We start from the raw sequence: 24,832 nt of genomic DNA, 5'->3' as shown, positions 1-24,832 counted from the left end.
CACTTCGCCCGATACCTGCGGGAAGCGGCGCGCGTTTCCGGTACCATCCCCGCCATGATCGAGAGGAAGTCATCCCGGGCATTGCTCGCGCTGGTGCTGGCGCTGTTCTTCGGTTCCGGCGCGCTGGCCCTGGTCTACCAGGTTGTCTGGGCCCGGATGATGACCCACGTCTTCGGCTCCACCGCGGTGGCGGTGGGCACCGTGCTGGCCGCCTTCATGGCGGGCATGGCCCTCGGCAGCTGGTACCTGGGGAAGGTCGCCGATCGCAGCGGGAATCGGCTGAGGCTCTACGCGGTTCTCGAGTTCGGCATCGCGGCCGCAGCGCTGCTGTCGCACTGGGCGCTGTCGCACATGGAGACCGTCTATCCGGCCCTGCACGGGCTCGTCGGCGGATCGCCCGTGCTGCTCGCGCCGGTTCGTTTCCTGGCGGCCTTCCTGCTGGTGATGGCGCCGACCATCCTGATGGGCGCGACGCTGCCGGTGCTGAGCCGCTACCTTGTCAGCGGCCGCGAACTGGTGGGCGTGCGTCTCAGCACGCTCTACTCGGTCAATACCCTCGGCGCCGTGGCAGGGGCGGCCGCGACCGGGTTCTTCCTGATCGGGAGTTACGGCATCCACGCGCCCATCGTCGGTGCGGCCGTCGGCAACGCCGTGATCGGGCTCATCGCCTGGATGGCCGCGGGCCGGTGTGCCGGCGCCAGTGAGGAGCGTGAAGCACTGCCGGCCGAAGACGATGTCGTCGCGGAGGGCCGATCCGAGGTGCCCGGCCCTGCAGTGATGCGCCTCGTGCTGATCGGTCTTGCCATCTCCGGCTTCACGTCCTTCGCCTACGAGATCTACTGGACCCGCTCGCTGGTCTTCGTCCTCGGCAATTCCACCTATGCGCTGAGCACGATGCTCTGCGCCTTCCTGACCGGCATCGCGCTGGGCGGCTACCTCGTGCGTTTCGTAATCCGCTACGTTCGCGATCGCGTGGAGGCCTTCGGCTGGCTGCAGCTCTCGCTGGGGCTGGTATCCGCGCTGGCGCTGCCGCTGCTGTTCGCGGTCAACGACCCGGCCTCGCTGGGCCGCTACCTCCAGGGCATAGCGGGGGATGCGACGACGCTGGTGCTGGCGAGCTTCGGCATCGCGTTCCTGGTCATGCTGGTGCCGGCGGCGCTGATCGGCGCCACGTTCCCGCTGGTCGGTCACCTCGCCGTGCGGCGCATCAGCGAGACCGGCGGCTCGGTGGGCAAGGTGTATGCCGTGAACACGCTCGGCAACGTGGTCGGGGCGCTCGCGCCCGGGCTGTTCCTGCTCGACTGGCTCGGCATCCAGAAGGGCATTCTGTTCATGGCCGTGCTGAACGTGCTGCTCGGACTGCTGATCCTCGCGGTGCGGCTGTTGCGCCCGGGCGGCAGCCCGGTCTGGTGGGGCGCGCTGCCGATGATGCTGATCGCGAGCGCCGTCGTGATGCTGCAGACGCCGCTGGACTTCCGCTTCCCCTCCCGCGGCGAGCAACCGGATCACCGTACGCTGTTCTACCGGGAAGGCCCGCTCGCCACCACCAAGGTGTACGCGGACCCCGGCAGCGGCGAAAAATACATGAGCGTGGACGGCATCGTGATCGGCGGCACCGGCGATACCCATTTCAAGCAGGTGCTGCTCGCCCACCTGCCGCGGTTGCTGAAGGACGGGCTGCACACCGAGCTATCGGTCGGCCTCGGATCCGCGATCCTGGTCGGGGAGAGCGCGCGCCACGATGACCTCCGGGCCATCACGGCAGTGGAGATCGAGCCCGGCGTGATAGAGGGCGCCGGGTACTTCCGCGAGGAGCACGGGGGCATCCTCGGCGACACGCGACTCGAAGTGGTCAACGATGACATCAACAGCTTCCTGCATACCAGCGAGCGGCGGTTCGACGTTATCACTGCGGACGAGAAGACCGCCGACGAATACGCCTCCAACGGCTTCTCCTACTCGCTGGATTACTACCGTCTGCTGCTGGAGCATCTCGCGCCGGGCGGGCTGGTGGTGCAGTGGGTCCCGGGCACGCTGCCACCGCGCCAGTACCGCATGATCCTGAAGACCTTCGCCCGCGGCTTCCCCCATGTTCAGGTGTGGAGCTTCCTGCCCGCGCACCGGCTGGGGCCGTTCAACACCCTGCTGGTCGGCTCGGCCGAACCGGTACCGGTCGAGCTCGGTGCCATCCGGCGCAGGTTCGATGAGGACAGGGCGGCGCTGGCGAGCCTCATGCCTTACGGCATCACCTCGGCGGAGTCGCTGGTGGCGCACTTCGTCGCCGGGGAGGCGGTGATCCGCGAGGCCGTGGCGAATGCGGAGCTGAACACCCTCGCGCATCCCCGCTACGAGTTCTACCATCCCTGGGAGTACGCCGAGGACCGTCTGGACAAGGCCATCGCCAACCAGGCCTTCCTGCTGGAGCTGAAGCGCCGTGCCCACCCGGATTACTTCCGGGAGCTGGCGGCGGACGCGGAGAATCCGGCGCGGCTGGCGCGGACTTTCGCGGCCGAGTTCCGCTTTCTGGAGGCATTCCAGCGATTCCTCGGCAGGATACCGCTCGAGGAGACCTACCGTCTTTTCGACGGCGCACTGGCGGTAGCGCCCTGGCACGACAGCCTGCGGGCTAGGATCTACGCCCAGTATCGGTATTTCGCCGCCATGCAGCGCGACCCGATGCGCCGGGCGCGGCTCTCACGCCGCGCCGAAGACCTCTACCAGACGCCGGCGACCCCGCCCGACTGACGGGACCGGGGCGGAATCGCCCGCGCCCGTCTCCTCCGGCTCACCGTTCGCGCGTGCCGCGCTGGCCACCGATGCCGCCGCCGGCGTCGCCCCGCCAGGGCTGCAGGAGCATGCGGTCCAGCCGCAGGTCGGCGGGATCGCGGAATTGCCCGATGCCGATGGTCATGCCGTCGTGGCCGTCCCTCGGCTGGTCCCGGTAGGTGCCGAGCAGCCGGTCCCACCAGGGCAGGTTGAAGCCGAAATTGCTGTTGGTCTCGTCCCGGTGTATCGAGTGATGAACGCGGTGCATGTCCGGCGTCACCACGAACCAGCGCAGCACCCGGTCGAGGCCGCGAGGGATGGCGAGATTGCTGTGATTGAACATCGAGGTGGCGTTCAGCAGCACCTCGAAGATCAGCACCGCGCCCGCCGGCGCGCCCAGCGCCGCGATCACCGCCATCTTCCAGATCATCGAGATGAGGATCTCCAGCGGATGGAAGCGCAGTCCGGTGGTGACGTCGAAATCCAGGTCGGCGTGGTGCATGCGGTGCAGACGCCACAGGGCGGGCAGGGCGTGGAACATCACGTGCTGGAGATAGACGGCCAGGTCGAGCAGCAGGATCGAGGCGGGCCAGGCGATCCACCACGGCGCCGCGACCGCGTTGAGGAGGCCCCAGCCGCGTTCGGCGGCGATCAGTGCGACGCCGATCCCGAGCAGCGGGAACGCGAGGCGCAGCACGGTAGTGTTCACGAAGACGATGCCCAGGTTGGAGAACCAGCGCGTGCGGCGGGGCAGCTGACGCTCCCGCCGCGGGGCCAGCGTCTCCGCCCCGGCCAGCACCAGGAGGATGCCGAGGAAAAAGCCGCCCCGGATCAGGGCTTCGTTGTCGGCCAGCAGTGGTTCCATGCGCAGATCGCCCGGACTGTTGCGGAATCAGGAGGCACCCAGCACGGCCTTCAGCGCCGCGGAGCGGAAGTGGCGCCGGGCCGTGATGGCATAGAAATTCTCGTGGATAGCGGGAACCTCGCAGTACTTGCTGAGAATGCCATGCTCCAGTTCGTCCTGCACGACCACTTCCGGCACCATGGCCACGCTGCCGGAATCGCGGGCCAGCAGCCGGAGCATGGCCATGTCGTCGACCTCGGCCGATATTCTCGGCGCGAGTCCGAGCTCCTCGCGCAGCAGGTCGAACTGGCTGCGGATCTCGCTGCTGTGGCCGGGCAGCAGCAACGCCGTGCCGGCGAGATCGTCGGGGAATCGGAAGCGGCGCCGGCGCGGGCGGGGCGGCCCCACCAGGCAGACCGTCTGCCGGGCGATGCGCCGGCAGCTGAGCGGCAGCTGATCGTCGGCGGTCACCGGCCGGTTCGAGAGGATCAGGTCGAGCTTGTGTACCCGCAGCCGCCCGATGAGCTCCTCCAGGCTCGCGGACTCGATGACGAGATGCAGGTTCTCGTCGCCGATGACCGGGCGCAGCAGATTCTGCTGGAAGTTGCGTGACAGGGTGGCGACGGCGCCCACGCGCAGCTCCGGCATCTCCTGGCCGTCGCCGCCGCGCACCGTCTCCAGCAGCTCCGCGCCCAGGTTGAAGATGCCCTCCGCGTAACCGAGCACCAGGCTGCCCGTCTCCGTCAGCCGCAGTGTGCGGCCTTCGCGCAGGAACAGCTCGTGGCCCAGCTCGTCTTCGAGCTGGCGTATCTGCGAAGAGATGGCCGACTGGGAGACATGCAGCCGTTCGGCCGCGCGGGTCAGGTGCTCCTCCTTCGCGACCACCCAGAAGTAGTGCAGGTGGCGGAAGTTCAGCCGTCTGAGAGTGTCTGTTCTCATAAAAAGAACGAAATCGAATAATAAATCTATTTTACGGAAGAAGCTCCGATACGCAACATGCGTCTCCAATCCATTGACTGACCGAAAGCCTGAACGATTGGCCGGAGAAACCCATGGACCTCGTTATCGACTTCTTCAGCCGCCTGCTGACCCAGTTCCAGTCGCCAGCGCTCGCTTTCCTGATCGGCGGCATGGTGCTGGCCGCGGCCGGCAGCAAGCTGCAGATACCGGATGCCATCTACAAGTTCTGCGTCTACATGCTGCTCATGCGCATCGGCCTGGAAGGCGGCATGGAGATACGTGAGGCCGAACTGGGCGAGATGCTGCTGCCGGCGGCCATCGCCGTTGTCGTCGGCTGCGCCATCGTCATCGTCGGGCGTTACACGCTGGCGGCGCTGCCCGGCGTGCGGACCGAGGACGGCATCGCCACGGCGGGCCTGTTCGGTGCGGTGAGCGCCTCCACGCTGGCGGCGGCCATGGTGATGCTGGAGCAGCAGGAGGTGTTCTACGAGGCGTGGGTACCTGCGCTGTATCCCTTCATGGACATCCCGGCGCTGATCGTCGCCATCGTGCTGGCCAATGTTCATCTGGCGAAGCGGAAAGGCAGTGCGCGGGAGGAGATCCGCATCGGCTCCGTCATCGCAGACAGCCTGCGGGGGTCGGCGCTCTCGGCCCTGCTGCTCGGCCTGGTGCTGGGGCTCCTGACGCGCCCGGAGCTCGTCTACGAGGGCTTCTACGACCCGCTGTTCCGGGGTCTGCTGTCGGTCCTGATGCTGACCATGGGCATCGAGGCCTGGACCCGCCTCAACGAGCTGCGCAGCGTGGCGCACTGGTACGCGGTGTATGGCGCCATCGCGCCGCTGGCCCACGGCCTCATCGCCTTCGGCCTGGGCTACGTGGCGCACCTGCTGACCGGCTTCAGCCCGGGCGGCGTGATCCTGCTTGCGGTCATCGCGGGGTCGAGCTCCGACATCTCGGGGCCGCCCACACTGCGCGCGGCGATCCCGTCGGCGAACCCTTCCTCGTACATCGGGTCATCGACCAGCGTGGGCACGCCGGTGGCGATCGCTGTCGGTATCCCGCTGTACATCGCCCTGGCCGAGGCCGTATTCGGACTGTGAGCGGGCGCGAACCCGGGCATGGCGAGAGATAATGACCGCGCAGCCGCGCGGGGAGGTAAAGAGCAATGACTCATTACAAGGCAACGAAGGTTGTCATCATCACCGAGAAGCTCATCCTCGAGCAGGTCGCACGCGTGATCGAGTCGACCGGGGCGAAGGGCTACACGGTGGTGGCGGCCGGCGGCAAGGGCAGCCGCGGCGTCCGCTCGGCCAACCGGGCGGCCGTGGTGGACGAGTTCAGTAACGTGAAGATCGAGGTGATCACCGGCGATCGTGAGGCGGCGAACCGCATCGCTGACGAGGTCGCCGAGCACTTCTTCGACAACTATTCCGGCATTACCTATCTCGAGGAGGTGGAGATACTGCGGCCGCACAAGTTCTGAGGGCTCCCTGCCGCACGCCGACGGGCAGGCCGGCGTACCCTGCCGTCGGCTTCAGTTCTGCATCGGGATGTTTTCGTCCCACCGAAAACCGATGCCGCCCGGCTGCCAGACGCCTTCGCCGAACGGGCTCGGCCCCGCAATGTTGATCCGGATCGGCAATCCATAGTACGGCGCCAGATCGCCGACGCCGCGAACGGTGCTGCGATGCATGATTCGCAGACCCTGTTCTGCCGCCGACAAGTGGGCCTGGGGTGAGGCGCGATGCGCCACCGCCAGGTTGTCGATGAAGATGCAGTCGTTTTCCTCGTACTCGTAGGCAATCGCGTAGCCGTCCTCGAAGCCTGCATCGAGGATGTCCTTGTATTCATGGCAGAGCCGCTTCAGTTCTTCGGAATCGAGCAGTCGAAAGCCATCGCCGTCGCGAAGCTTCTCGATCACCGCACCGGTCATGCCCAGATGGAGCCAGAGACTTTTCTTCCCGGAGATCGGGTGTTCGTGCACCGCGGGATGGACGACTCCCGAGGTGGAATTGACCGACGACAGGCGGCCCCAGAATTCCTGCCGCTCCTCCGGGAGCGCGTCATAGGCCGCCCCCTGGTGAGCGAAATAGGTACCTCCGCCTTTCTCGGCTGGGCGGACGATGTGGTAGCCCGCGTGGGAAAAGGTGTCCGGATTGAAGCTGCCGTCGTTGTGCCACTGGGGGCCTACCCCCGGGATTCCGTGACGACGATCGTTCGACAGGCGGAAAATATGTCGGTTGGTCCCCGGAGTCGCCGGATGAACCCCGTGGGTGCTGTGCAGTTCCTTGCCGCCCCACCAGCAGCTGGCGCGGAGGAAATCGTCCACATCCAGTGCTTCGCTGGATTTGAAGACGATGAATCCGCGGCTGGCCATTTCCTTTTCGAGGGCGTCGATCACGTGGCCGGGCGGCGGGCGCTCGGACGACAAGTCGATGCCGGAGACCGCGGCGCCGATGGGATCGAGCGGGAGAATTCTTCCTCCGGCTTCTTCGATCGTCTCGACGCGTGACGGATCGAGGGGGGATATCTTGGATGACGTGATTTTTGAGGCGCGATTCCTGTCGTTCATGCGGCTCAGGGTAACGTAACCCGATTCAAGAAGACCAAGGGGGATGTGCCGAACACGGTGCGAGGATCGACCGGGTCAGGAGATGCAGTTGCGTGGCAACCGGAGGTGTCGGAGCTGCTGCGAACACAAAAAAGCCCGCATTTCGCGGGCTTTAGAGCATCCATGAGACATGGATGGACGGTTGTTTGGTGGAGGCGGCGGGAATCGAACCCGCGTCCGCAAGCCCTCTGCCCTGAGGTCTACATGCTTATTCCACCTTTGATCTCACTACGGGCAACCCGGTGGAAAGGGCAAACCCGCAGCCAGTCCGGAATTGGGTTTTAACGGTCGGAGCCCGGACGACTCCTTGCGCGATCCTGTGTGGATGACTCCCGGGACCGGACGCACAGGCACGTGCCGGGCGGAAGGCTTCGAGCCGGTTTTTAAGCGGCTAAAGCGTAGTTGTCGTCGTTGGCAACTATAAGGTTTGCAGATGGTTTAACGAGGTACTCTGCACCTCGGCATGCACCCAGGGGTTCGCGACCCACGTCGAAGCCATGTCGCCCCCAAGTTGTGTCTATGATACCGGATGTGGGGCGGAAGTTCCGTGATTCAATGCCCGCTTGGGTTATTGCCCGGCCGACTTCAGGATGCGGCTCTTCTGCCGCTGCCAGTCCCGCTCCTTCACGGCCGCCCGCTTGTCGTGTTTCTTCTTGCCCTTGGCCAGACCCACCGTGAGCTTGGCCTTACCCCGCGTCCAGTGCAGGTCCAGCGGCACCAGCGTATAGCCCTGGCGCTCCACGGCGCCCACCAGCCGGTCGATCTCGTTCCGGTGCAGCAACAGCTTGCGGGTGCGGGTGGGATCGGCCTTCACGTGGGTTGATGCCGACAGCAGCGGGTGGAAGTGGGAGCCGAACAGCCACGCCTCGCCGTCGCGCAGCTGGACGTAGGCCTCCGTCACCTGCGCCTTGCCGGCCCTGAGGCTCTTCACCTCCCAGCCCTCCAGCGCGAGTCCCGCCTCCAGTGTCTCCTCGATGAAGAAGTCGTGGCGGGCCTTCTTGTTCACCGCGATGGTGCGCGAAGGCTTGTCGCTGCCCTTGTTTTTCTGCTTGCCGGCCATGGCGGGAGTGTAACGGATTCGGCTTGCGCCGGGCGGCGACGCGGCGGGTCTTCTGTTGTCACTATCCGGGGATTCGGCCACAATCCCGGCCTTCAGCCGGTGGGTGGGGAGTCCCGATGAGCGAAGAAGCTGCAGTCAATGCGCCGCGCAAGTCCCTGCACGGTCACTGGTCGTCGCGCATGGCGTTCGTGCTGGCCGTCACCGGCTCGGCCGTGGGTCTCGGCAACGTCTGGAAGTTCCCCTACGTGGCCGGCGAGAACGGCGGCGGCGCCTTCGTGCTGGTCTACCTGATCTGCGTCTTCGTCGTCGGTCTGCCCATCATGATGTCCGAGATTCTGATCGGGCGCCGCGGGCGTCGGAACCCGGCCGCCACGATGGCGCTGCTGGGCGAGGAGGAGGGCAGCACCAGCCGCTGGCGACTGGTCGGCGTGGCCGGCGTGATAGGCGGCATGTTGATCCTCTCCTATTACAGTGTGATTGCCGGGTGGTCGCTCTCGTACATCGGCCGCAGTATCAGCGGATCGTTCACCGGGCAGGACGCCGCCGGCATCTCCGCGATCTTCGGCAATATGGTCGGCAGCTGGTGGACGGTGGCCGGCTGGCACACCTTGTTCATGGCTCTCACCGTGTTCGTGGTGGCGAAGGGGGTGGAGGGCGGCCTCGAGCGGGCGGTGCGCTTCATGGTGCCGGGACTGCTCGTGCTCATGTTCGTGCTGCTGGGCTATTCGATGACCACGGGCCATTTCCAGCAGGGGCTCGCGTTCCTGTTCACGCCGGACTTCTCGGCGCTGACGCCCAATGCCGTGCTGGCGGCGATGGGCCAGGCGTTCTTCAGCCTGAGCGTCGGCATGGGCTCGGTGATGGCCTACGGTGCCTACCTCCCGGAGGACACGTCCATCACCAAGGCCTCGTTCACGGTGGTGTCGGCGGATACGTTCATCGCCTTGCTGGCCGGGCTGGCCATCTTCCCGATCGTGTTTGCGAACGGCCTCAGCCCGGGGTCCGGTCCCGGACTCGTGTTCGAGACGTTGCCGCTCGCCTTCGGCAACATGACCGGCGGGGTCGTCTTCGCCACCATCTTCTTCCTGCTGCTCTCGTTCGCGGCATGGACCTCGGCCATCGGTCTCATGGAGCCGGCGACGGCGTGGCTGGTGGAGAGTTTCCGCCTCTCGCGGATGGCCGCGGCCGGCGTCATCGGGGGGGTGATCTGGGCCGTGGGGCTCGGGACGGTGCTGTCGTTCAACGTGCTTTCCGACGTCACGTTCCTGGCCGGAACGGTGTTCGATAATCTCGACTTCCTCACCAGCAACATCATGCTGCCCCTCGGCGGCCTGCTGATCACCGTCTTCGCCGGCTGGGTCATGTGTGCCAACTCCACCTCGGAGGAACTGGGCGGCGCCGGCGGGCTGTACAAGGTGTGGCGCTTCCTGGCGCGCTGGGTTGCGCCGGTGGCGGTGATCCTGGTGTTCCTGAACGCGATCGGTGTCCTCTCCTTCACCTGAAGACACGCCGTCGGACGTCGTACTGGACGTCGAAGTGGTCTGCGCCCTGCCGGATCGGCAGCGGTGTGTGCCGGTTCGTCTGCCGCCGGGGGCGACCGTGGCCGATGCCGTGGCAGAGGCGGCTTCAGGCCTCGCGGAGGAGCCGGGCGTGCCGGATCTCTCGTGCTGTGCGGTCGGGGTGTGGGGCGAGGTGGCGGACCGGAAGCGACCGCTGAGCTCCGGCGACCGGGTGGAGATTTACCGGCCGCTGATCGTCGACCCCCGGGAGGCGCGCCGCCGCGCGGCGGAAGCGGGCCGGACGCTCGGCCGGTCCGGGCGCGACAGGGATAACGAGAAGGATTAGGAAGGGAATCCGGGGAAGGGCGGCTAGCCGCTCTGGTCGGGCTCTGGCAGTCCCCGGGGCTCCATGGTCTCGTCCTCGAGGTCCTGGTGGCGCTCGATGCGGGAGACGAGATCCCCCTCGAAGTAGACCGTGAGCATGTGCGACATGATCGGGTCCCGGCGGCCCAGGGCGAGGTAGTAGACGTAGTCCCAGCGCTCGGCGTGGAACGGGTCGTTGACCATGGGCGTGCCCAGCAGGAAGCGCACCTGGCTGCGGGTCATGCCCACTTCCAGCTGCTCGATCTGTTCCTCGTCGAGGAGGTTGCCCTGCTGGATATTGATGCGGTAGACGCAGCCGCCCAGCATCAGCCCGGCGAGTGCCGCCAGCGTGAGGCCGCGCAGCGCGCGCCCCGGCATCCATCCACGTTTCGCGCCTCGTTCAGTCATTCCCGGAAGCCTCTGCCGCGCCGGTGGAGCGCGGCTCCCATCTGAGCCATAATTGCGTGCCGATCATACATGAACGCACCCGGTTACGGCAGGGCGGGCGCCAGGGAACCCAGGACAATGATGCAGAAGAAGGAACTGAGAAACGCGGGCCTCAAGGTCACGCTGCCGCGCCTGAAGATCCTCGAGATTCTGGAGGCCAACAGCCAGGCGCATCTCAGCGCGGAAGACATCTACCGGGAGCTGCTGGATTCCGGTGAGGATATCGGCCTGGCCACGGTTTACCGGGTGCTCACCCAGTTCGAGGGGGCGGGGCTCGTCACGCGTCACAACTTCGAGGGCGGGCATTCGGTATTCGAGCTGGACGACGGCGAGCACCACGACCACATGGTCTGTATCGAGACGGGCGACGTTATCGAGTTCGTCGACGAGGAGATCGAGCGCCTGCAGCACGAGATCGCGGCCAAGCACGGCTACGAGATCGCGGACCATAGCCTGGTCCTCTACGTGCGGCCCAAAAAGAAAGAGGGCGCCGGCGACTGATCAGGCGCTCCGTTCGCGGCCGCCCGCAGCCTCCGCCAGCATCTCCGCGGCATGCTCGCGGGTTCGCTCCGTGATCTCCACACCGCCCAGCATCCGGGCGATCTCCTCCACCCGCTCCTTATCACCCAGCGGCGTGATGCCGGTGCGCGTGCTCTTGCCGTCCGTCACCTTCGCCACCCGCAGGTGCCGGTGAGCCTGGCTCGCCACCTGGGGCAGGTGGGTTACGCAAAGCACCTGCCGCTGGTCGCCGAGCTGGCGCAGCCGGCGGCCGACGATCTCGGCCACGCCGCCGCCGATGCCGCTGTCCACCTCGTCGAACACCATGCTCGGGATGGTGCTGGCGCCCGCGGCGACCACCTGGATGGCCAGGCTGATGCGGGAGAGTTCGCCGCCCGAGGCAACCCGGGCCAGACTCATGGGCTCCTGGCCCGGGTTGGCACTGACCAGGAATTCGACGCGGTCCGCGCCGTGCTCCCGGGGCTCGGCATCGGCCGGCGTCTCCACGGCCACGACGAAGCGCCCGCCGGACATGCTGAGCGTCTGCATGGCGGCCGTGACCTGCTCCGAGAAGTCCCCGGCCGTGCGCCGGCGTGCCGCCGTGAGTTCGGCCGCGAGGCCGTCGTATTTCTCCCGGGCCGCGGCGGCGTCGCGTTCCAGGGATTCGAGCCGCACGTCCGCCTCCTCCAGCTCGGTGAGTTCGGCCTGCAGCCGTTCCAGCTGTGACGGCAGCTCCCCGGCCTCGACGCGGTGCTTGCGGGCCACGTCGCGGATGGCGCCGAGGCGGGTCTCCACCTCGTCGTGGCGGCCGGGATCGGATTCGAGCGAGCCGGTATAGCGGCGGATCTCCTCGGCCGCCTCGCTGATGGCGGCCTCGGCCTCGACGGCCAGCCGCGCTGCGCCTTCCAGCGCAGGATCCAGTTCCGCGAGTTCCTCCAGCCGACGCACGGACTCCGCGACCAGGGACTGGGCGCTGACCTCGTCATTCTCGTACAGCGCGCCGAGCGCTGCGGCCGAGCCCTCGGCGAGCCGGCTCATGTTGGCGAGTCGGCGGCGCTCGGCCTCCAGCTCCGCGAGTTCCTCGGGTCCCAGGGCCAGCGCCTCGAGTTCGTCGACCTGGAAGCGGAGGAACTCCAGCCGGCTGTCGCGCTCGCTGCGCCGGGTGCGCAGGTCGTCCAGTTCGTCGGCCAGGCGCTGCCAACGCCGCCAGGCGTCGCCGAGTTCCTCCCGCAGGTTCTGATGGCCGCCGTGATGGTCCAGCAGGTCGCGCTGGGCCTCGCGGCGGGCCAGTGACTGGTGCTCGTGCTGCCCGTGGATGTCCACCAGGTGCTCGCCGATTGCGCGCAGGTTCTGCACCGGCACGGCGTTGCCGTTGATGTAGGCGCGGGAGCGGCCGTCGCCGCCGATCACCCGACGCAGCAGGCATTCGCCGTCGAGATCGAGGCTCTGCTCTTCCAGCCAGGTCTCCACCTCGGCCATGCCATCGATCTCGAATTCGGCGCTGATCTCGGCCCGCTTCGCGCCCTGGCGCACCACCTCGGCGCTGCCCCGGTCGCCCAGGATCAGGCCGAGCGCATCGATGAGGATGGACTTGCCCGCGCCGGTCTCACCGGTCAGCGCGGTCATGCCGGCGCCCAGATCGAGCTCGATCTCGTCGATGATGGCGAAATTGCGGATGTGGATGCGTTTCAGCATGCCGTCCCTCAGGCGCGGATCGTGCGGCGCACCCGGCTGTCCCGGCCCCAGTTCAGCTTCGAGCGCAGGATCTCGTAGTAGTCGTGGCCGGGCGGGTGGATCAGGGTGATGCGGTCGTCGGCGGCACGCACGATCAGGCGGTCGCCGTCCTCGAGCGCGCCCAGCGGATAACCGTCGCAGGTGATCTCGCCCCGGGTTTCCGGCCGCTCGAACAGCCGGATCTGCACCTCGGAGGCGGCGGGGATAACGATGGGCCGGTCGCTGAGCGTGTGCGGGCAGACCGGCACCAGCACCATGGCGTCCAGGTCCGGCTGGACGATGGGCCCGCCGCAGGACAGGGCATAGGCGGTGGAGCCCGTCGGGGTGGCCACGATGAGGCCGTCGCCGGAATGGGTGTTGACGTAGCGGTTGTCCACCCAGGTTTCGTAGTCGACCATGCGGCCGGTCTCGCGCCGGGCCAGCACGACGTCGTTCAGCGCCATGTCGGTGACGCAGGTGCCGTCGGGGCGCTGCAGCTCGGCGGCCAGCAGCAGCCGGGTCTCGCGGCTGTAGTCGCCCTCGAGCACCGCCTCGACGCTGGAGAGCATCGCCTCGGGTGTGACGTCGGTGAGAAAGCCAAGACGCCCCCGGTTCACGCCCAGCAGGGGCACCGAATGCCCGACCGCGAGGCGGGTGGCATACAGCATGGTGCCGTCGCCGCCCACGGCGATCACCAGATCGGCGGACGGCGCCAGTTTGTCCTCGGGAATCCTCCGGCCGGCGATCTCCAGGTCCACATTGGCGGCCACCAGCACCTCGACGCCTCTCTGGCTGAGAAACTCGGCGATGGCGGTCATGGGCTCGGCCACGCGGGGGTCGGAGTGGCGGCCGAAGACGGCGACGGTCTCGAAGGTGTTGGTCATGGGGCAGGTCTGGTCGCTGTCGTGCCTGTAGGGGTTGCAGGGGCTCTCGGCGCTTGCAGTGGGTCGAGCTTACGCGAATTGAGGCGCCCGGCCGACCCCGGCGATGTCTCCTTGACGGGGTCACGGGCCGTTGCTAGCTTTTGTTAGCACACTGGCGGGTTGAGTGCCAGCGGGCGAAAATCGAGGATGTAGTCCGTAATGCCAGCCGAAGTCGACAGATCGGTCCCGAACGAGCGAGCCCGGCACCTCCTGAAGGTGCTGATAGAGCGGTATGTCCGTGACGGACAGCCGGTGGGTTCGCGCACCCTGTCGCGGGACTCCGGCCTCGATCTCAGTCCTGCCACCATCCGCAACGTGATGTCGGACCTCGAGGAGATGGGGTTTGTCTCGGCACCCCACACCTCGGCCGGCCGCGTGCCGACCGCGCTCGGCTATCGCTTCTTCGTGGATACGCTGCTGAAGCTGCGCCCGCTTAGGGAGTCGGAGGTGGTCCGGCTGCGCCAGGAGCTCGAGACGCTGCGCGACGACCCGGACACGCTCATCACCTCCACGTCGAATCTGCTCTCCCACATCACCCGCATGGCCGGCGTGGTGTCCGTGCCCCGGGCCGAGCGGGTCACGCTGCGCCAGATCGAGTTCCTGCCGCTGTCGGACAACCGCGTGCTGGCCATCCTGGTGGTGAACGAGCGCGAGGTGCAGAATCGGATCCTGCATACTTCGCGCACCTACACCGAATCCGAGCTCCGCCGGGCGGCCAACTTTCTGAATGACCGCTATGCCGGCAGCGATCTGGAGACCATCCGCACGCGGCTGGTGGACGAGCTGGAGCAGACCCGCGACTCCATGAACCAGACGATGCTGGACATGGTGGCGATGGCCCACCACGCCTTCGAGGGCGCCGGCGAGCACCGCAGCGACTATGTGGTGGCCGGCGAGACCAACCTGATGGATTTCGCGGAGCTCTCGGACCTCGAGAAGCTGCGCCGGCTGTTCGAGGCCTTCAACGAGCGCCGTTTCATGCTCGATCTCCTCGATCGCAGCATCCGGGCCGAGGGCGTGCAGATCTTCATCGGCGAGGAGTCGGGCTACGGCATCCTGGACGACTGCAGCGTGGTGGCGGCTCCCTATGTGGTGGACGAGGAGGTCATCGGCGTGCTCGGCGTCATCGGCCCCTCCCGCATGGCCTACGACCGGGTCATCCCCATCGTCGATATCACGGCGAAGTTGCTGGGATCGGCCTTGAATTCCCGCACCTAGGCCTCACACAGGACACTAGAAGTGAGAGGCGCCGCCCCGCGGCGGCGTCGGCATTTGCAGCGGAGTAGTGGTTTATGAGCAACGATCCCGAACGCAGCGACGACCCGGTGCGGGAAGACGAGACCGGAGAGCCGGCAGACGAGTTCGCCGAGACGCAGGTGCTGGAAGGCGAGGGCCGTGCCGGCGCTGACGAAGACCCGCTGGAGGCGGAACGCCGCCGGGCGGACGAGAACTGGGAGAAATATCTGCGTGCCGTGGCCGAGCTGGAGAATTTCCGCAAGCGGGCCGCGCGGGACCTGGAAAACACCCGCAGGTACGCCATCGAACGCTTCGCCGGCGAGTTGCTCGGCGTGGCGGACAGCCTGGAGATGGGCATCGCCGCCGGCCAGGCGGCCGACGCCGCCAGCCTGCTGGAGGGCAAGGAGGCCACCCTGAAGCAGCTGCGCAAGGTGCTGGGCGACTTCGGCGTCGAGGAGATCGACCCCCGGGGCGAGCGCTTCGACCCCGAGTACCACGAGGCCATGACCATGCAGCCCTCCGCCGAGGCGGAGCCGGGCAGCGTTCTCACGGTGGTCCAGAAGGGCTACCGCATCAACGGGCGGCTGCTGCGCCCGGCCCGGGTCATCGTGGCCGCAGAACCGCAGAGCGGCGAGGGTTGAAAGGCCGTGGGGCGGGCCCCATCTAGACGGCAACACAGTTTTTGACACCACGTTATGGGGAGATTTTCATGGGTAAGGTAATCGGCATAGACCTCGGCACGACGAACTCGTGCGTCGCCGTCATGGAAGGCGACAAGGCCAAGGTCATCGAGAACAGCGAGGGCGATCGGACCACGCCGTCCATCGTCGCCTTCACCAAGGACGACGAGGTGCTGGTCGGTCAGTCGGCCAAGCGCCAGGCCGTCACCAATCCGGCCAACACCCTGTTCGCCGTCAAGCGCCTCATCGGCCGCCGCTTCAAGGACGACGTCGTCCAGCGCGACATCGACATGGTCTCCTACGACATCGTCGAGGCGGACAACGGCGACGCCTGGGTGAAGGTGGGCGACAAGAAGATGGCGCCGCCGGAGGTCTCCGCGCGGGTGCTGATGAAGATGAAGAAGACGGCCGAGGATTATCTCGGCGAAGAGGTGACCGAGGCGGTCATCACCGTCCCGGCCTACTTCAACGACTCGCAGCGCCAGGCCACCAAGGACGCCGGCAAGATCGCGGGCCTGGAAGTGCGCCGCATCATCAACGAGCCGACTGCGGCCGCGCTGGCCTACGGCATGGACAAGAAGCGCGGCGACCGCAAGATCGCCGTCTACGACCTGGGCGGTGGTACCTTCGACATCTCGATCATCGAGATCGCCGAGGTGGACGGCGAGCACCAGTTCGAGGTGCTTGCGACGAACGGCGACACGTTCCTCGGCGGTGAGGACTTCGACCTGCGCATCATCGAGTATCTCGCCTCCCAGTTCGAGAAGGAGAGCGGTGTCGACATTCGCAAGGATCCGCTCGCGATGCAGCGCCTGAAAGAGGCCGGCGAGAAGGCCAAGATCGAGCTGTCCGCGGGGCAGCAGACCGAGGTGAACCTGCCTTACATTACGGCGGATGCCAGCGGTCCGAAGCATCTGAACATCAAGCTGACCCGGGCCAAGCTCGAGTCGCTGGTGGAGGAGCTGATCGGCCGCACGATCGGTCCGTGCAAGACGGCGCTGTCCGATGCGGGCCTGAAGGTCTCCGAGATCGACGACGTCATCCTCGTGGGCGGCCAGACCCGCATGCCCAAGGTGCAGGAAGAGGTGAAGAACTTCTTCGGCAAGGAGCCGCGCAAGGACGTGAATCCGGACGAGGCCGTCGCACTCGGTGCGGCCATCCAGGGCGGCGTGCTCTCGGGCGACGTCAAGGACGTGCTGCTGCTCGACGTGACCCCGCTGTCGCTCGGTATCGAGACCCTCGGCGGCGTCATGACGAAGCTGATCGAGAAGAACACGACCATCCCGGCGAACGCCCAGCAGACGTTCTCCACGGCGGACGACAACCAGACCGCGGTGACCATCCACGTGCTGCAGGGCGAGCGCGAGCGGGCGGCCGACAACAAGTCGCTGGGCCGTTTCGACCTGGCGGACATCCCGCCGGCGCCGCGCGGCATGCCGCAGATCGAGGTCACCTTCGATATCGACGCCAACGGCATCCTGAACGTCTCGGCCAAGGACAAGGCCACCGGCAAGAGCCAGAACATCGTCATCAAGGCCTCCAGCGGCCTCTCCGATGAGGAGATCGACCGTATGGTCGAGGAGGCCGAGGCTCACGCCGAGGAGGACCGGAAGTTCCGCGAGCTCGTCGACGTGCGCAACCAGGCCGACGCCCTGATCCACGGTGCCGAGAAGGCGCTGGACGACTTGGGCGAGAAGGCCAGCGGCGAGGAGCGCCACAACGTGGAGTCCGCCATCAGCGATCTGAAGAAGGCGCTGGAGGGCGACGACAAGGACGCCATCGAGGCGCGCTCCAAGGCACTGGCCGAGGCCTCTGCCGCCATCGCCCAGCGTGCCTATGAACAGGCGCAGGGCGGCGAGGAAGGCGGCGCCGAGGGCCAGGCTGGCCAGGGCGGCGAGTCGGCCGGCTCCGACGACGTGGTCGACGCCGAGTTCGAGGAAGTGGACGACGACGACAAGAACAAGAAGTCGGCCTGACCGGCAGCTGACGATTGGGGTGCCCGCCTGCGCGGCGGGCACGGGGATGAGTGAAGCGCGGCTCCCGGCTGTCGGCCGGGAGCCGCGTCCGTGACGGACCTGCGCATGTCGAAACGTGACTACTACGAGGTACTGAACGTCGGCCGCGACGCCTCGGCGATCGAGATCAAGAAGGCCTACCGGCGTCTGGCGATGAAGTACCACCCCGACCGCAACAGGGACGACGCGGACGCCGAGATCAAGTTCAAGGAGGCCAAGGAGGCCTACGAGGTCCTGTCGGATCCGCGCAAGAAGTCGGCCTACGACCAGTTCGGTCATGCCGGCGTCAGCGGTGCCGGCGGCATGGGCGGCGGCGGTTTCAACCCGGCGGACGCCTTCGGCGACATCTTCGGCGACGTCTTCGGCGACATCTTCGGCGGCGGCCGCCGCGGCGGGCGCAGTCAGGTGTTCCGCGGCGCGGACCTGCGCTATGACCTGGAACTGGAACTCGAGCGCGCCGTGGCCGGCGACACGGTGGAGATCGACGTCGCTTCGCTGACCGGCTGCGAGACCTGCGACGGCAGCGGCTCGGCCCCCGGCTCGACGCCGGAGACCTGCGATACCTGCGGCGGCGTCGGTCAGGTGCGCATGCAGCAGGGCTTCTTCTCGGTGCAGCAGACCTGTCCGTCCTGCCGCGGCGAGGGGACGAAGATCACGGACCCCTGCGAGGACTGTCAGGGGCGTGGCCGCGTGATGACCGAGCGCAGCCTCTCGGTGAAGATCCCGCCCGGGGTCGACGAGGGCGACCGCATCCGCCTCTCCGGCGAGGGCGAGGCCGGGCGCAACGGCGGCCCGCCGGGCGATCTCTACGTGGAGATCCACATCAAGCCCCACAAGTTGTTCGAGCGTAACGGTGCGGACCTGCACTGCGACGTGCCAATCAGCTTCGCCACGGCGGCCCTGGGGGGCTCCGTGGACCTGCCCACGCTGGATGGCCAGGTGGCGCTGAAGGTCCCGCCGGGCACCCAGTCCGGCAAGGTCTTCCGGCTGCGCGGCAAGGGCGTCATCACGGTGCGCAGCCCGCGCCACGGCGATCTGTTCTGCCGGGCAGTGATCGAGACGCCGGTGAACCTCACGGCGGAGCAGGAACGTCTCCTGCGCGAGTTCGAGTCCTCGGTGGAGGCGGGCGGCGAGACCCACAACCCCCACTCGGGCAACTGGAAAGATACCGTCAAGCGCTTCTTCGAGCGCATCACCTGAGCGGCTTCCGGGCTTGCTGACAGCCCGCCGGGCCGCGGGGTAAGCTGTCCGCCCAGGGCCACCTGGGCCACCTGGGCTACCGGAGGAGGCAGCGTCATCGATACCACCCGCATCGCCGTACTGGGGGCGGCCGGCCGCATGGGCCGCGCCGTCATCGATATCGTCGCCCGGGAGCCGGATCTGGAGCTCACCGCTGCGTGGGTGCGCGAGGGCGATGCCCGATCGGGGGAGCCCGTCGCCAGCTGGCATCCGGCCGCGGCGGACAGCGCGGCGGTCACTTCCGCGGATCTGGACCAGGTGCTTGACGGCGCCGACGTGGTGGTGGATTTCTCCCTGCCGGTGGCCACGGCGGCCGTGCTGGACGCCGTCGAACGAAACCGGGTGCCGCTCGTCTGCGGCGTCACCGGGGTGGCGCGGTCGGAACTCGAGCGCATGGGCCCCGTCGCCGCGACGGTGCCGGTGGTCTACGACCGCAACATGAGCGTCGGCGTCCAGCTGCTGAACTTCCTGGTGCGCGAGGCTGCCTCGCGACTGGGCGCGGACTACGACGCCGAGATCACCGAGGCCCATCACCGGGCCAAGCGGGACGCACCCTCGGGTACGGCCCTGATGCTGGGCGAGACGCTGGCGGCGGCCCGGGGCGAGAGTCTCGCGGACCGGGCCGTGTACGCCCGCCAGGGCGAGAGCGGTCCCCGGGAACGGGGCGCCATCGGCTTCTCCGTGATCCGCGCCGGGGCCATCGTGGGCGAACACACGGTGATGTTCGGCGGCGACTACGACCGCCTGAGCCTGGTGCACCAGGCCCAGGACCGGGCGGCCTTCGCTTCCGGCGCGCTGGCTGCGGCGCGCTGGCTCGCCGGGCGCGCGCCGGGCCTGTACGCCATGGCCGACGTGCTCGGCATCCGCTGAACCCCGCGGCGCCGGATGCGATCTGGCGTCACCCGCAAGCGTGCATTACACTATGGCGGGTCGCCCCGTAGCGTGGCGGCCCGGGCGGAAGCGTATCCCAGTTGCTTACCAGGGGGATTCCTTCCGCTTTTGCACATCTGCAAACCGCAATAGATACGCAAGAGGGGCCGCCATACGATGACACCTGCGGTACTGGCACTGGAAGACGGCTCGGTTTTCCACGGCATCTCCGTCGGGGCCGAGGGCCGGACGATCGGCGAGGTGGTCTTCAACACGGCGATGACCGGCTACCAGGAGATCCTCACGGATCCGTCCTATTGCCGCCAGATCGTCACGCTGACCTATCCCCACATCGGCAACACCGGCTGCAACAGTGACGACCTCGAGGCGCGCAAGGTGTTCGCGGCGGGCCTGGTAATCCGGGACCGCTCCATGATCGCCAGCAACTACCGCTCGGAGCAGTCCCTCGGCGAGTTCCTGCGCCGCGGCAACGTGGTGGCCATCGCCGATATCGACACCCGCAGGCTCACCCGCCTGCTCAGGGAGAAGGGCGCGCTCGCCGGCTGCATCATGACCGGCGAGGACATGGCCGAGACGGCCCTGCGCGATGCGCGGAAATTCCCCGGCATCGCGGGCATGGATCTCGCGAAGTTCGTCACCACGGACGGCGCCTATCAGTGGGCCCAGGGCAGCATCTGGCCCGACCGGGACCCGGTGGTGACACGGCGCATCGCGCCGAACCACGTGGTGGCGTACGACTTCGGCATCAAGCGCAACATCCTGCGCCGGCTCGCCGAGCACGACTGCCGCATCACGGTGGTGCCGGCCACCACGCCGGCCGACGAAGTGCTCGCCCTCGAGCCCGACGGCGTGTTCCTCTCCAACGGTCCCGGCGACCCGGAGCCCTGCGACTACGCCATCGAGGCGACCCGCCGGCTGCTCGAGACGGGCATGCCCGTTTTCGGCATCTGCCTGGGTCATCAGATCCTCGCGCTGGCCGCCGGGGCCCGCACCGAGAAGATGAAATTCGGCCACCACGGCGCTAATCATCCGGTACAGGATCTGGCCAGCGGCCGGGTCTTCATCACCAGCCAGAACCACGGCTTCGCGGTGGCGGAGGACAGCCTGCCGGACAACGTCCGCACCACCCACCGGTCGCTCTTCGACGGCTCGCTGCAGGGCATCGAGCTCAGCGACCGGCCGGCGTTCAGTTTCCAGGGCCATCCGGAGGCGAGTCCGGGGCCCCACGACATCGACACGCTCTTCGAGCACTTCGTGGAGCTGATCGAAGCCTCGAGAGCCCAGCGTCGAGAGGTGGAAGCCTCCGCGTTGGGCCATAGATAACAGTAACTTAGAGTTTATTATTAAAGTGATCTGGCGCCGATAGGGCGGCGCCGGTCAGGAGCCGCCATGCCAAGACGCGACGACATCGAGAGCATCCTGATCATCGGTGCCGGGCCGATCGTGATCGGCCAGGCCTGCGAGTTCGACTACTCCGGCGCCCAGGCCTGCAAGGCGCTCAGGGAGGAGGGCTACCGGGTGATTCTGGTGAACTCCAACCCGGCCACGATCATGACCGACCCGGAGACGGCGGACGCCGTCTACATAGAGCCGGTGCACTGGCGCGCGGTGGCGAAGGTGATCGAACGCGAGAAGCCCGATGCGCTGCTGCCGACCATGGGCGGCCAGACGGCGCTGAACTGCGCCCTCGACCTGGTCCGCGAAGGCGTGCTGGAGCAGCATGGCGTGGAGCTCATTGCCGCCTCCCGGGACGCCATCGACATGGCCGAAGACCGGGAACAGTTCCGCGAGGCGATGACCGAGATCGGCCTGGAGTCGCCCCGCTCGATCATCGCCCACACGCTGGAGGAGGCCATCGAGGTACAGGCCGAGATCGGCTTCCCGACCATCATCCGGCCTTCCTTCACCCTGGGCGGCAGCGGCGGCGGCATCGCCTACAACAAGGAGGAGTTCGAGCGCATCGTCGCCAACGGCCTCGACCTCTCGCCGACCAACGAGGTGCTGCTCGAGGAGTCGGTGCTCGGCTGGAAGGAATACGAGATGGAGGTGGTGCGGGACCGTAACGACAACTGCATCATCATCTGCTCCATCGAGAATTTCGACCCGATGGGCGTGCACACCGGCGACTCCATCACGGTGGCGCCGGCGCAGACGCTGACCGACAAGGAATACCAGCGCATGCGCAATGCCTCCATCGCCGTACTGCGCAAGATCGGCGTGGAGACCGGTGGCTCCAACGTGCAGTTCGCGGTGAACCCGGAGAACGGCCGGCTGCTGGTGATCGAGATGAATCCCCGGGTCTCGCGCTCCTCGGCGCTGGCCTCCAAGGCGACCGGGTTCCCCATCGCCAAGGTGGCGGCGAAGCTGGCCGTCGGCTACACCCTGGACGAGCTCAGGAACGAGATCACCGGAGGGGCCACGCCGGCGTCGTTCGAGCCCACCATCGACTACGTGGTGACCAAGATCCCGCGCTTCACCTTCGAGAAGTTCGTGGGCAGCAACGATCGGCTCACCACCCAGATGAAGTCGGTGGGCGAGGTGATGTCCATCGGCCGCACCTTCCAGGAGTCGCTGCAGAAGGCGCTCAGAGGGCTGGAGACGAACATCGACGGCCTGGTGGAGCGCATCCCGGAAAAACCGGCAGAGGAGGACATGGAGCGGCTGCGCCACGAACTCAGGGCCGCCGGCGGCGAACGCATCCTCTATGTGGCCGATGCCTTCCGTCACGGCATGAAGCTGGACGAGGTGGCGCGCATCACCCGCATCGACCCCTGGTTCCTGGCCCAGCTCCGGGACCTGGTGCGCGAGGAGGAGAGCGTGCGCAGCGAGGGCAGGGAGATCCTGACGGCCGCGCGGCTGCGGGAGCTGAAGCGCAAGGGCTTCTCGGATTCCCGGCTGGCCGGGCTGATCGGTGCGGAGGAATCGGAGCTCCGCGCGGCGCGGCACGAGCACCACGTGGTGCCGGTGTTCAAGCGGGTGGATACCTGCGCCGCGGAGTTCGCCACCGACACCGCCTACATGTACTCCACCTACGAGGAGGAATGCGAGTCGGAGCCCACCGACCGGCGCAAGATCATGATCCTGGGCGGCGGCCCCAACCGCATCGGCCAGGGCATCGAGTTCGACTACTGCTGCGTGCATGCGGCGCTCGCCCTGCGGGAGTCGGGTTTCGAGACCATCATGGTGAACTGCAACCCGGAGACGGTCTCCACCGACTACGACACCTCCGACCGGCTGTATTTCGAGTCGCTGACCCTGGAGGACGTGCTGGCGATCATCGACGTCGAGCAGCCGGAAGGCGTCATCGTCCAGTACGGCGGGCAGACGCCGCTGAAACTGGCCCGGGACCTGGAGGCGGCGGGGGCGCCCATCATCGGCACCTCGCCGGACTCGATCGACCTCGCCGAGGACCGGGAGCGCTTCCAGTCGCTCATCAACGGTCTCGGTCTGCGCCAGCCGCCGAATCGCACGGCGCGGGACGAGGCCTCCGCCCCGGCGCTGGCAGCCGAAGTGGGCTATCCGCTGGTGGTGCGTCCCTCCTACGTGCTCGGCGGCCGGGCCATGGAGATCGTCTACAGCGAGGAGGACCTGGTCGCCTACATGGAGGCCGCGGTGAGCGTGTCCAACAAGAGCCCGGTGCTGCTCGACCGCTTCCTGGACCTGGCCATCGAGGTGGACGTGGACGCCATCTGCGACGGTGAGGACGTGCTAATCGGCGGCATCATGGAGCACGTCGAGCAGGCGGGCGTGCACTCGGGCGACTCCGGCTGCTCGCTGCCGCCGTTCAGCCTGAACGAGGAACTCCAGGCCGAGATCCGCGAGCAGGTGGAGAAGCTCGCCCGCGGCCTGAACGTGGTGGGCCTCATGAACACCCAGTTCGCCATCCAGAACGGCATCGTCTATCTGCTGGAGGTCAATCCGCGCGCCTCGCGCACGGTGCCGTTCGTGTCTAAGGCCACCGGCATCCCGCTGGCCAAGGTAGCGGCGCGGGTGATGGTGGGCGAGGCGCTGGCGGTGCAGGGCTACACCGGGCAGGTCACGCCGCACTTCTATTCGGTGAAGGAATCCGTATTCCCGTTCGCCAAGTTCCCGGAGGCCGATCCCATCCTCGGTCCGGAGATGAAGTCGACGGGCGAGGTGATGGGCACCGGCCGGACTTTCGGCGAGGCCTACGCCAAGGCCCAGCTCGCCTCCGGCGTGATCCTGCCGCGCCGGGGCACGGCGCTCCTGTCGGTGCGGGACCGGGACAAGGACGGCGCCGTCGCGCTGGCGGAGCTGCTAGTGGCCAGAGGATTTGATATCGTGGCCACCGACGGCACCGCGAGAGCGCTCAAGGCCGCCGGTGTGCCGTGCCGGCGCATCAACAAGGTCAGGGAAGGGCGCCCGCACATCGTCGACGTTATCAAGAACGGAGAAATCTCGTTCATCGTCAACACGACGGAGGGCAAGCAGGCCATCCGTGATTCGCACTCCATCCGGGGTGAGGCGGTGCACAAGAAGGTGACCTATTACACGACGCTGGCGGCAGCCGTAGCGACGTGCAAGGCCCTTGCGCATCTGGACGATGACGAGGTCAACCGACTGCAGGATCTGCACAAGGAGTTGGCAGCTTGACGAAAGTACCGATTACATTGCGAGGTGCGGAGAAGCTCCGCGAGGAACTGAAGCGTCTCAAGAGTCAGGAGCGCCCGCAGGTCATCCAGGCCATCGCGGAGGCGCGCGCCCATGGCGACCTGAAGGAGAATGCCGAGTACCACGCTGCCAAGGAGCAGCAGGGCTTCATCGAGGCCCGCATCAAGGACATCGAAGGCAAGCTCTCCCACGCCCAGATCATCGACGTCACCAAACTCGGCGAAGGCGGCAAGGTGGTATTCGGCGCCACCGTGCAGCTCATCGAGGAGGCGAGCGGCGAGGAGATCACCTACCGGATCGTCGGCGAGGACGAGGCGGACATCAAGACCGGCCTGATCTCCGTGACTTCGCCGATCGCTCGCGCGCTGATCGGCAAGGAAGAAGGCGAGCAGGTCACCGTGGCCGCGCCCGGCGGCGACAAGCACTACGAGATCGTGGAGGTGCGCTACGTCTGA

General features: G+C 67.2%; 21 protein-coding genes and 1 other RNA gene. 14 read left to right on the top strand and 8 right to left on the bottom strand.

Features of this window, described 5'->3' with window-relative positions:
- Nucleotides 1-54: 54 nt before the first annotated feature.
- Nucleotides 55-2,745, top strand: a complete 2,691-nt coding sequence (locus ACJMKZ_RS12020) for a fused MFS/spermidine synthase (RefSeq protein ID WP_405233449.1) — start codon at nucleotides 55-57, stop codon at nucleotides 2,743-2,745.
- A 40-nt stretch (nucleotides 2,746-2,785) separates the two neighbouring features.
- Here ACJMKZ_RS12020 and ACJMKZ_RS12015 read toward each other — a convergent pair whose 3' ends face one another.
- Nucleotides 2,786-3,631, bottom strand: a complete 846-nt coding sequence (locus tag ACJMKZ_RS12015; RefSeq protein ID WP_405233448.1) for a sterol desaturase family protein — start codon at nucleotides 3,629-3,631, stop codon at nucleotides 2,786-2,788.
- Nucleotides 3,632-3,658: 27 nt separating this feature from the next.
- Nucleotides 3,659-4,549: a LysR family transcriptional regulator gene (locus ACJMKZ_RS12010; protein WP_405233447.1), complete on the bottom strand. Its 891-nt coding sequence runs from the start codon at nucleotides 4,547-4,549 to the stop codon at nucleotides 3,659-3,661.
- Nucleotides 4,550-4,662: 113 nt separating this feature from the next.
- Between ACJMKZ_RS12010 and ACJMKZ_RS12005 the strand changes: the two genes are divergently transcribed.
- Both ACJMKZ_RS12005 and ACJMKZ_RS12000 read left to right on the top strand, forming a co-directional pair.
- Nucleotides 4,663-5,670 (top strand): sodium-dependent bicarbonate transport family permease, encoded by a 1,008-nt coding sequence (locus ACJMKZ_RS12005; protein ID WP_405233446.1) that lies wholly within the window; start codon nucleotides 4,663-4,665, stop codon nucleotides 5,668-5,670.
- Nucleotides 5,671-5,735: 65 nt separating this feature from the next.
- A complete protein-coding gene (locus ACJMKZ_RS12000; protein WP_405233445.1) occupies nucleotides 5,736-6,053 on the top strand; it encodes a P-II family nitrogen regulator in 318 nt (105 codons plus the stop codon).
- Between the two features lie 51 nt (nucleotides 6,054-6,104).
- Here the strand turns inward: ACJMKZ_RS12000 and ACJMKZ_RS11995 are convergent, their stop codons facing one another.
- The 3 genes from ACJMKZ_RS11995 to smpB all read right to left on the bottom strand — a co-directional run bounded on the left by ACJMKZ_RS11995 (nucleotide 6,105) and on the right by smpB (nucleotide 8,241).
- Nucleotides 6,105-7,142, bottom strand: a complete 1,038-nt coding sequence (locus tag ACJMKZ_RS11995; RefSeq protein ID WP_405233444.1) for a TauD/TfdA dioxygenase family protein — start codon at nucleotides 7,140-7,142, stop codon at nucleotides 6,105-6,107.
- A 186-nt stretch (nucleotides 7,143-7,328) separates the two neighbouring features.
- Nucleotides 7,329-7,689: a transfer-messenger RNA gene (gene ssrA, locus ACJMKZ_RS11990) on the bottom strand.
- 60 nt (nucleotides 7,690-7,749) lie between these two features.
- Nucleotides 7,750-8,241, bottom strand: coding sequence for an SsrA-binding protein SmpB (gene smpB, locus ACJMKZ_RS11985; RefSeq protein WP_405233443.1), 492 nt, complete (start codon nucleotides 8,239-8,241; stop codon nucleotides 7,750-7,752).
- 116 nt (nucleotides 8,242-8,357) lie between these two features.
- Here smpB and ACJMKZ_RS11980 point away from each other — a divergent pair, with 116 nt between their 5' ends.
- A complete protein-coding gene (locus ACJMKZ_RS11980) occupies nucleotides 8,358-9,743 on the top strand; it encodes a sodium-dependent transporter (protein ID WP_405233442.1) in 1,386 nt (461 codons plus the stop codon).
- A complete protein-coding gene (locus ACJMKZ_RS11975) occupies nucleotides 9,724-10,086 on the top strand; it encodes an RnfH family protein (RefSeq protein WP_405233441.1) in 363 nt (120 codons plus the stop codon). Before ACJMKZ_RS11980 ends, ACJMKZ_RS11975 begins: the two co-directional genes overlap by 20 nt.
- A 23-nt stretch (nucleotides 10,087-10,109) precedes the next feature.
- On the opposite strand, the gene ACJMKZ_RS11970 is transcribed toward ACJMKZ_RS11975, so the two are convergent.
- Nucleotides 10,110-10,511, bottom strand: coding sequence for an outer membrane protein assembly factor BamE (locus ACJMKZ_RS11970; RefSeq protein ID WP_405233440.1), 402 nt, complete (start codon nucleotides 10,509-10,511; stop codon nucleotides 10,110-10,112).
- A 117-nt stretch (nucleotides 10,512-10,628) separates the two neighbouring features.
- On the opposite strand from ACJMKZ_RS11970, the gene fur reads away from it, so the two are divergent.
- Nucleotides 10,629-11,051, top strand: coding sequence for a ferric iron uptake transcriptional regulator (gene fur, locus ACJMKZ_RS11965; protein WP_405233439.1), 423 nt, complete (start codon nucleotides 10,629-10,631; stop codon nucleotides 11,049-11,051).
- On the opposite strand, the gene recN is transcribed toward fur, so the two are convergent.
- Nucleotides 11,052-12,743 (bottom strand): DNA repair protein RecN, encoded by a 1,692-nt coding sequence (gene recN, locus ACJMKZ_RS11960; protein WP_405233438.1) that lies wholly within the window; start codon nucleotides 12,741-12,743, stop codon nucleotides 11,052-11,054. It lies immediately after the preceding gene.
- A gap of 8 nt (nucleotides 12,744-12,751) precedes the next feature.
- A complete protein-coding gene (locus ACJMKZ_RS11955; RefSeq protein ID WP_405233437.1) occupies nucleotides 12,752-13,645 on the bottom strand; it encodes an NAD(+) kinase in 894 nt (297 codons plus the stop codon).
- A gap of 198 nt (nucleotides 13,646-13,843) precedes the next feature.
- Between ACJMKZ_RS11955 and hrcA the strand changes: the two genes are divergently transcribed.
- The 8 genes from hrcA to greA all read left to right on the top strand — a co-directional run bounded on the left by hrcA (nucleotide 13,844) and on the right by greA (nucleotide 24,832).
- Nucleotides 13,844-14,902 (top strand): heat-inducible transcriptional repressor HrcA, encoded by a 1,059-nt coding sequence (hrcA, locus tag ACJMKZ_RS11950; protein WP_405233436.1) that lies wholly within the window; start codon nucleotides 13,844-13,846, stop codon nucleotides 14,900-14,902.
- A 74-nt stretch (nucleotides 14,903-14,976) separates the two neighbouring features.
- Complete coding sequence (grpE, locus tag ACJMKZ_RS11945) at nucleotides 14,977-15,561, top strand: nucleotide exchange factor GrpE (protein WP_405233435.1); 585 nt, start codon at nucleotides 14,977-14,979, stop codon at nucleotides 15,559-15,561.
- A 68-nt stretch (nucleotides 15,562-15,629) separates the two neighbouring features.
- A complete protein-coding gene (gene dnaK / locus ACJMKZ_RS11940) occupies nucleotides 15,630-17,576 on the top strand; it encodes a molecular chaperone DnaK (protein WP_405233434.1) in 1,947 nt (648 codons plus the stop codon).
- A gap of 105 nt (nucleotides 17,577-17,681) precedes the next feature.
- Nucleotides 17,682-18,815, top strand: coding sequence for a molecular chaperone DnaJ (gene dnaJ / locus ACJMKZ_RS11935; RefSeq protein WP_405234159.1), 1,134 nt, complete (start codon nucleotides 17,682-17,684; stop codon nucleotides 18,813-18,815).
- A gap of 96 nt (nucleotides 18,816-18,911) precedes the next feature.
- A complete protein-coding gene (dapB, locus tag ACJMKZ_RS11930) occupies nucleotides 18,912-19,724 on the top strand; it encodes a 4-hydroxy-tetrahydrodipicolinate reductase (protein ID WP_405234158.1) in 813 nt (270 codons plus the stop codon).
- 177 nt (nucleotides 19,725-19,901) lie between these two features.
- A complete protein-coding gene (gene carA, locus ACJMKZ_RS11925) occupies nucleotides 19,902-21,068 on the top strand; it encodes a glutamine-hydrolyzing carbamoyl-phosphate synthase small subunit (protein WP_405233433.1) in 1,167 nt (388 codons plus the stop codon).
- A 66-nt stretch (nucleotides 21,069-21,134) separates the two neighbouring features.
- Nucleotides 21,135-24,359: a carbamoyl-phosphate synthase large subunit gene (carB, locus tag ACJMKZ_RS11920; protein WP_405233432.1), complete on the top strand. Its 3,225-nt coding sequence runs from the start codon at nucleotides 21,135-21,137 to the stop codon at nucleotides 24,357-24,359.
- Nucleotides 24,356-24,832 (top strand): transcription elongation factor GreA, encoded by a 477-nt coding sequence (gene greA, locus ACJMKZ_RS11915; protein WP_405233431.1) that lies wholly within the window; start codon nucleotides 24,356-24,358, stop codon nucleotides 24,830-24,832. Before carB ends, greA begins: the two co-directional genes overlap by 4 nt.

Source organism: Lentisalinibacter salinarum (assembly GCF_040706555.1).
Lineage (GTDB): Bacteria > Pseudomonadota > Gammaproteobacteria > Steroidobacterales > Woeseiaceae > Lentisalinibacter > Lentisalinibacter salinarum.
Note: the sequence above shows the minus strand (reverse complement) of the source record. Positions and strands in the feature narration are given on the sequence as shown.

What these genes read in the sequence shown, in the direction of transcription:
- ACJMKZ_RS12005 (WP_405233446.1), top strand. Translation starts at nt 4,663, where the DNA reads ATGGACCTCGTTATCGACTTCTTCAGCCGCCTGCTGACCCAGTTCCAG.
- ACJMKZ_RS12010 (WP_405233447.1), bottom strand. Translation starts at nt 4,549, where the DNA reads ATGAGAACAGACACTCTCAGACGGCTGAACTTCCGCCACCTGCACTAC.
- ACJMKZ_RS11955 (WP_405233437.1), bottom strand. Translation starts at nt 13,645, where the DNA reads ATGACCAACACCTTCGAGACCGTCGCCGTCTTCGGCCGCCACTCCGAC.
- fur (WP_405233439.1), top strand. Translation starts at nt 10,629, where the DNA reads ATGATGCAGAAGAAGGAACTGAGAAACGCGGGCCTCAAGGTCACGCTG.
- ACJMKZ_RS11970 (WP_405233440.1), bottom strand. Translation starts at nt 10,511, where the DNA reads ATGACTGAACGAGGCGCGAAACGTGGATGGATGCCGGGGCGCGCGCTG.
- hrcA (WP_405233436.1), top strand. Translation starts at nt 13,844, where the DNA reads ATGCCAGCCGAAGTCGACAGATCGGTCCCGAACGAGCGAGCCCGGCAC.
- ACJMKZ_RS11995 (WP_405233444.1), bottom strand. Translation starts at nt 7,142, where the DNA reads ATGAACGACAGGAATCGCGCCTCAAAAATCACGTCATCCAAGATATCC.
- dnaJ (WP_405234159.1), top strand. Translation starts at nt 17,682, where the DNA reads ATGTCGAAACGTGACTACTACGAGGTACTGAACGTCGGCCGCGACGCC.
- carB (WP_405233432.1), top strand. Translation starts at nt 21,135, where the DNA reads ATGCCAAGACGCGACGACATCGAGAGCATCCTGATCATCGGTGCCGGG.
- carA (WP_405233433.1), top strand. Translation starts at nt 19,902, where the DNA reads ATGACACCTGCGGTACTGGCACTGGAAGACGGCTCGGTTTTCCACGGC.
- recN (WP_405233438.1), bottom strand. Translation starts at nt 12,743, where the DNA reads ATGCTGAAACGCATCCACATCCGCAATTTCGCCATCATCGACGAGATC.
- dnaK (WP_405233434.1), top strand. Translation starts at nt 15,630, where the DNA reads ATGGGTAAGGTAATCGGCATAGACCTCGGCACGACGAACTCGTGCGTC.
- grpE (WP_405233435.1), top strand. Translation starts at nt 14,977, where the DNA reads ATGAGCAACGATCCCGAACGCAGCGACGACCCGGTGCGGGAAGACGAG.
- ACJMKZ_RS11980 (WP_405233442.1), top strand. Translation starts at nt 8,358, where the DNA reads ATGAGCGAAGAAGCTGCAGTCAATGCGCCGCGCAAGTCCCTGCACGGT.
- ACJMKZ_RS12020 (WP_405233449.1), top strand. Translation starts at nt 55, where the DNA reads ATGATCGAGAGGAAGTCATCCCGGGCATTGCTCGCGCTGGTGCTGGCG.
- ACJMKZ_RS12015 (WP_405233448.1), bottom strand. Translation starts at nt 3,631, where the DNA reads ATGGAACCACTGCTGGCCGACAACGAAGCCCTGATCCGGGGCGGCTTT.
- smpB (WP_405233443.1), bottom strand. Translation starts at nt 8,241, where the DNA reads ATGGCCGGCAAGCAGAAAAACAAGGGCAGCGACAAGCCTTCGCGCACC.
- ACJMKZ_RS12000 (WP_405233445.1), top strand. Translation starts at nt 5,736, where the DNA reads ATGACTCATTACAAGGCAACGAAGGTTGTCATCATCACCGAGAAGCTC.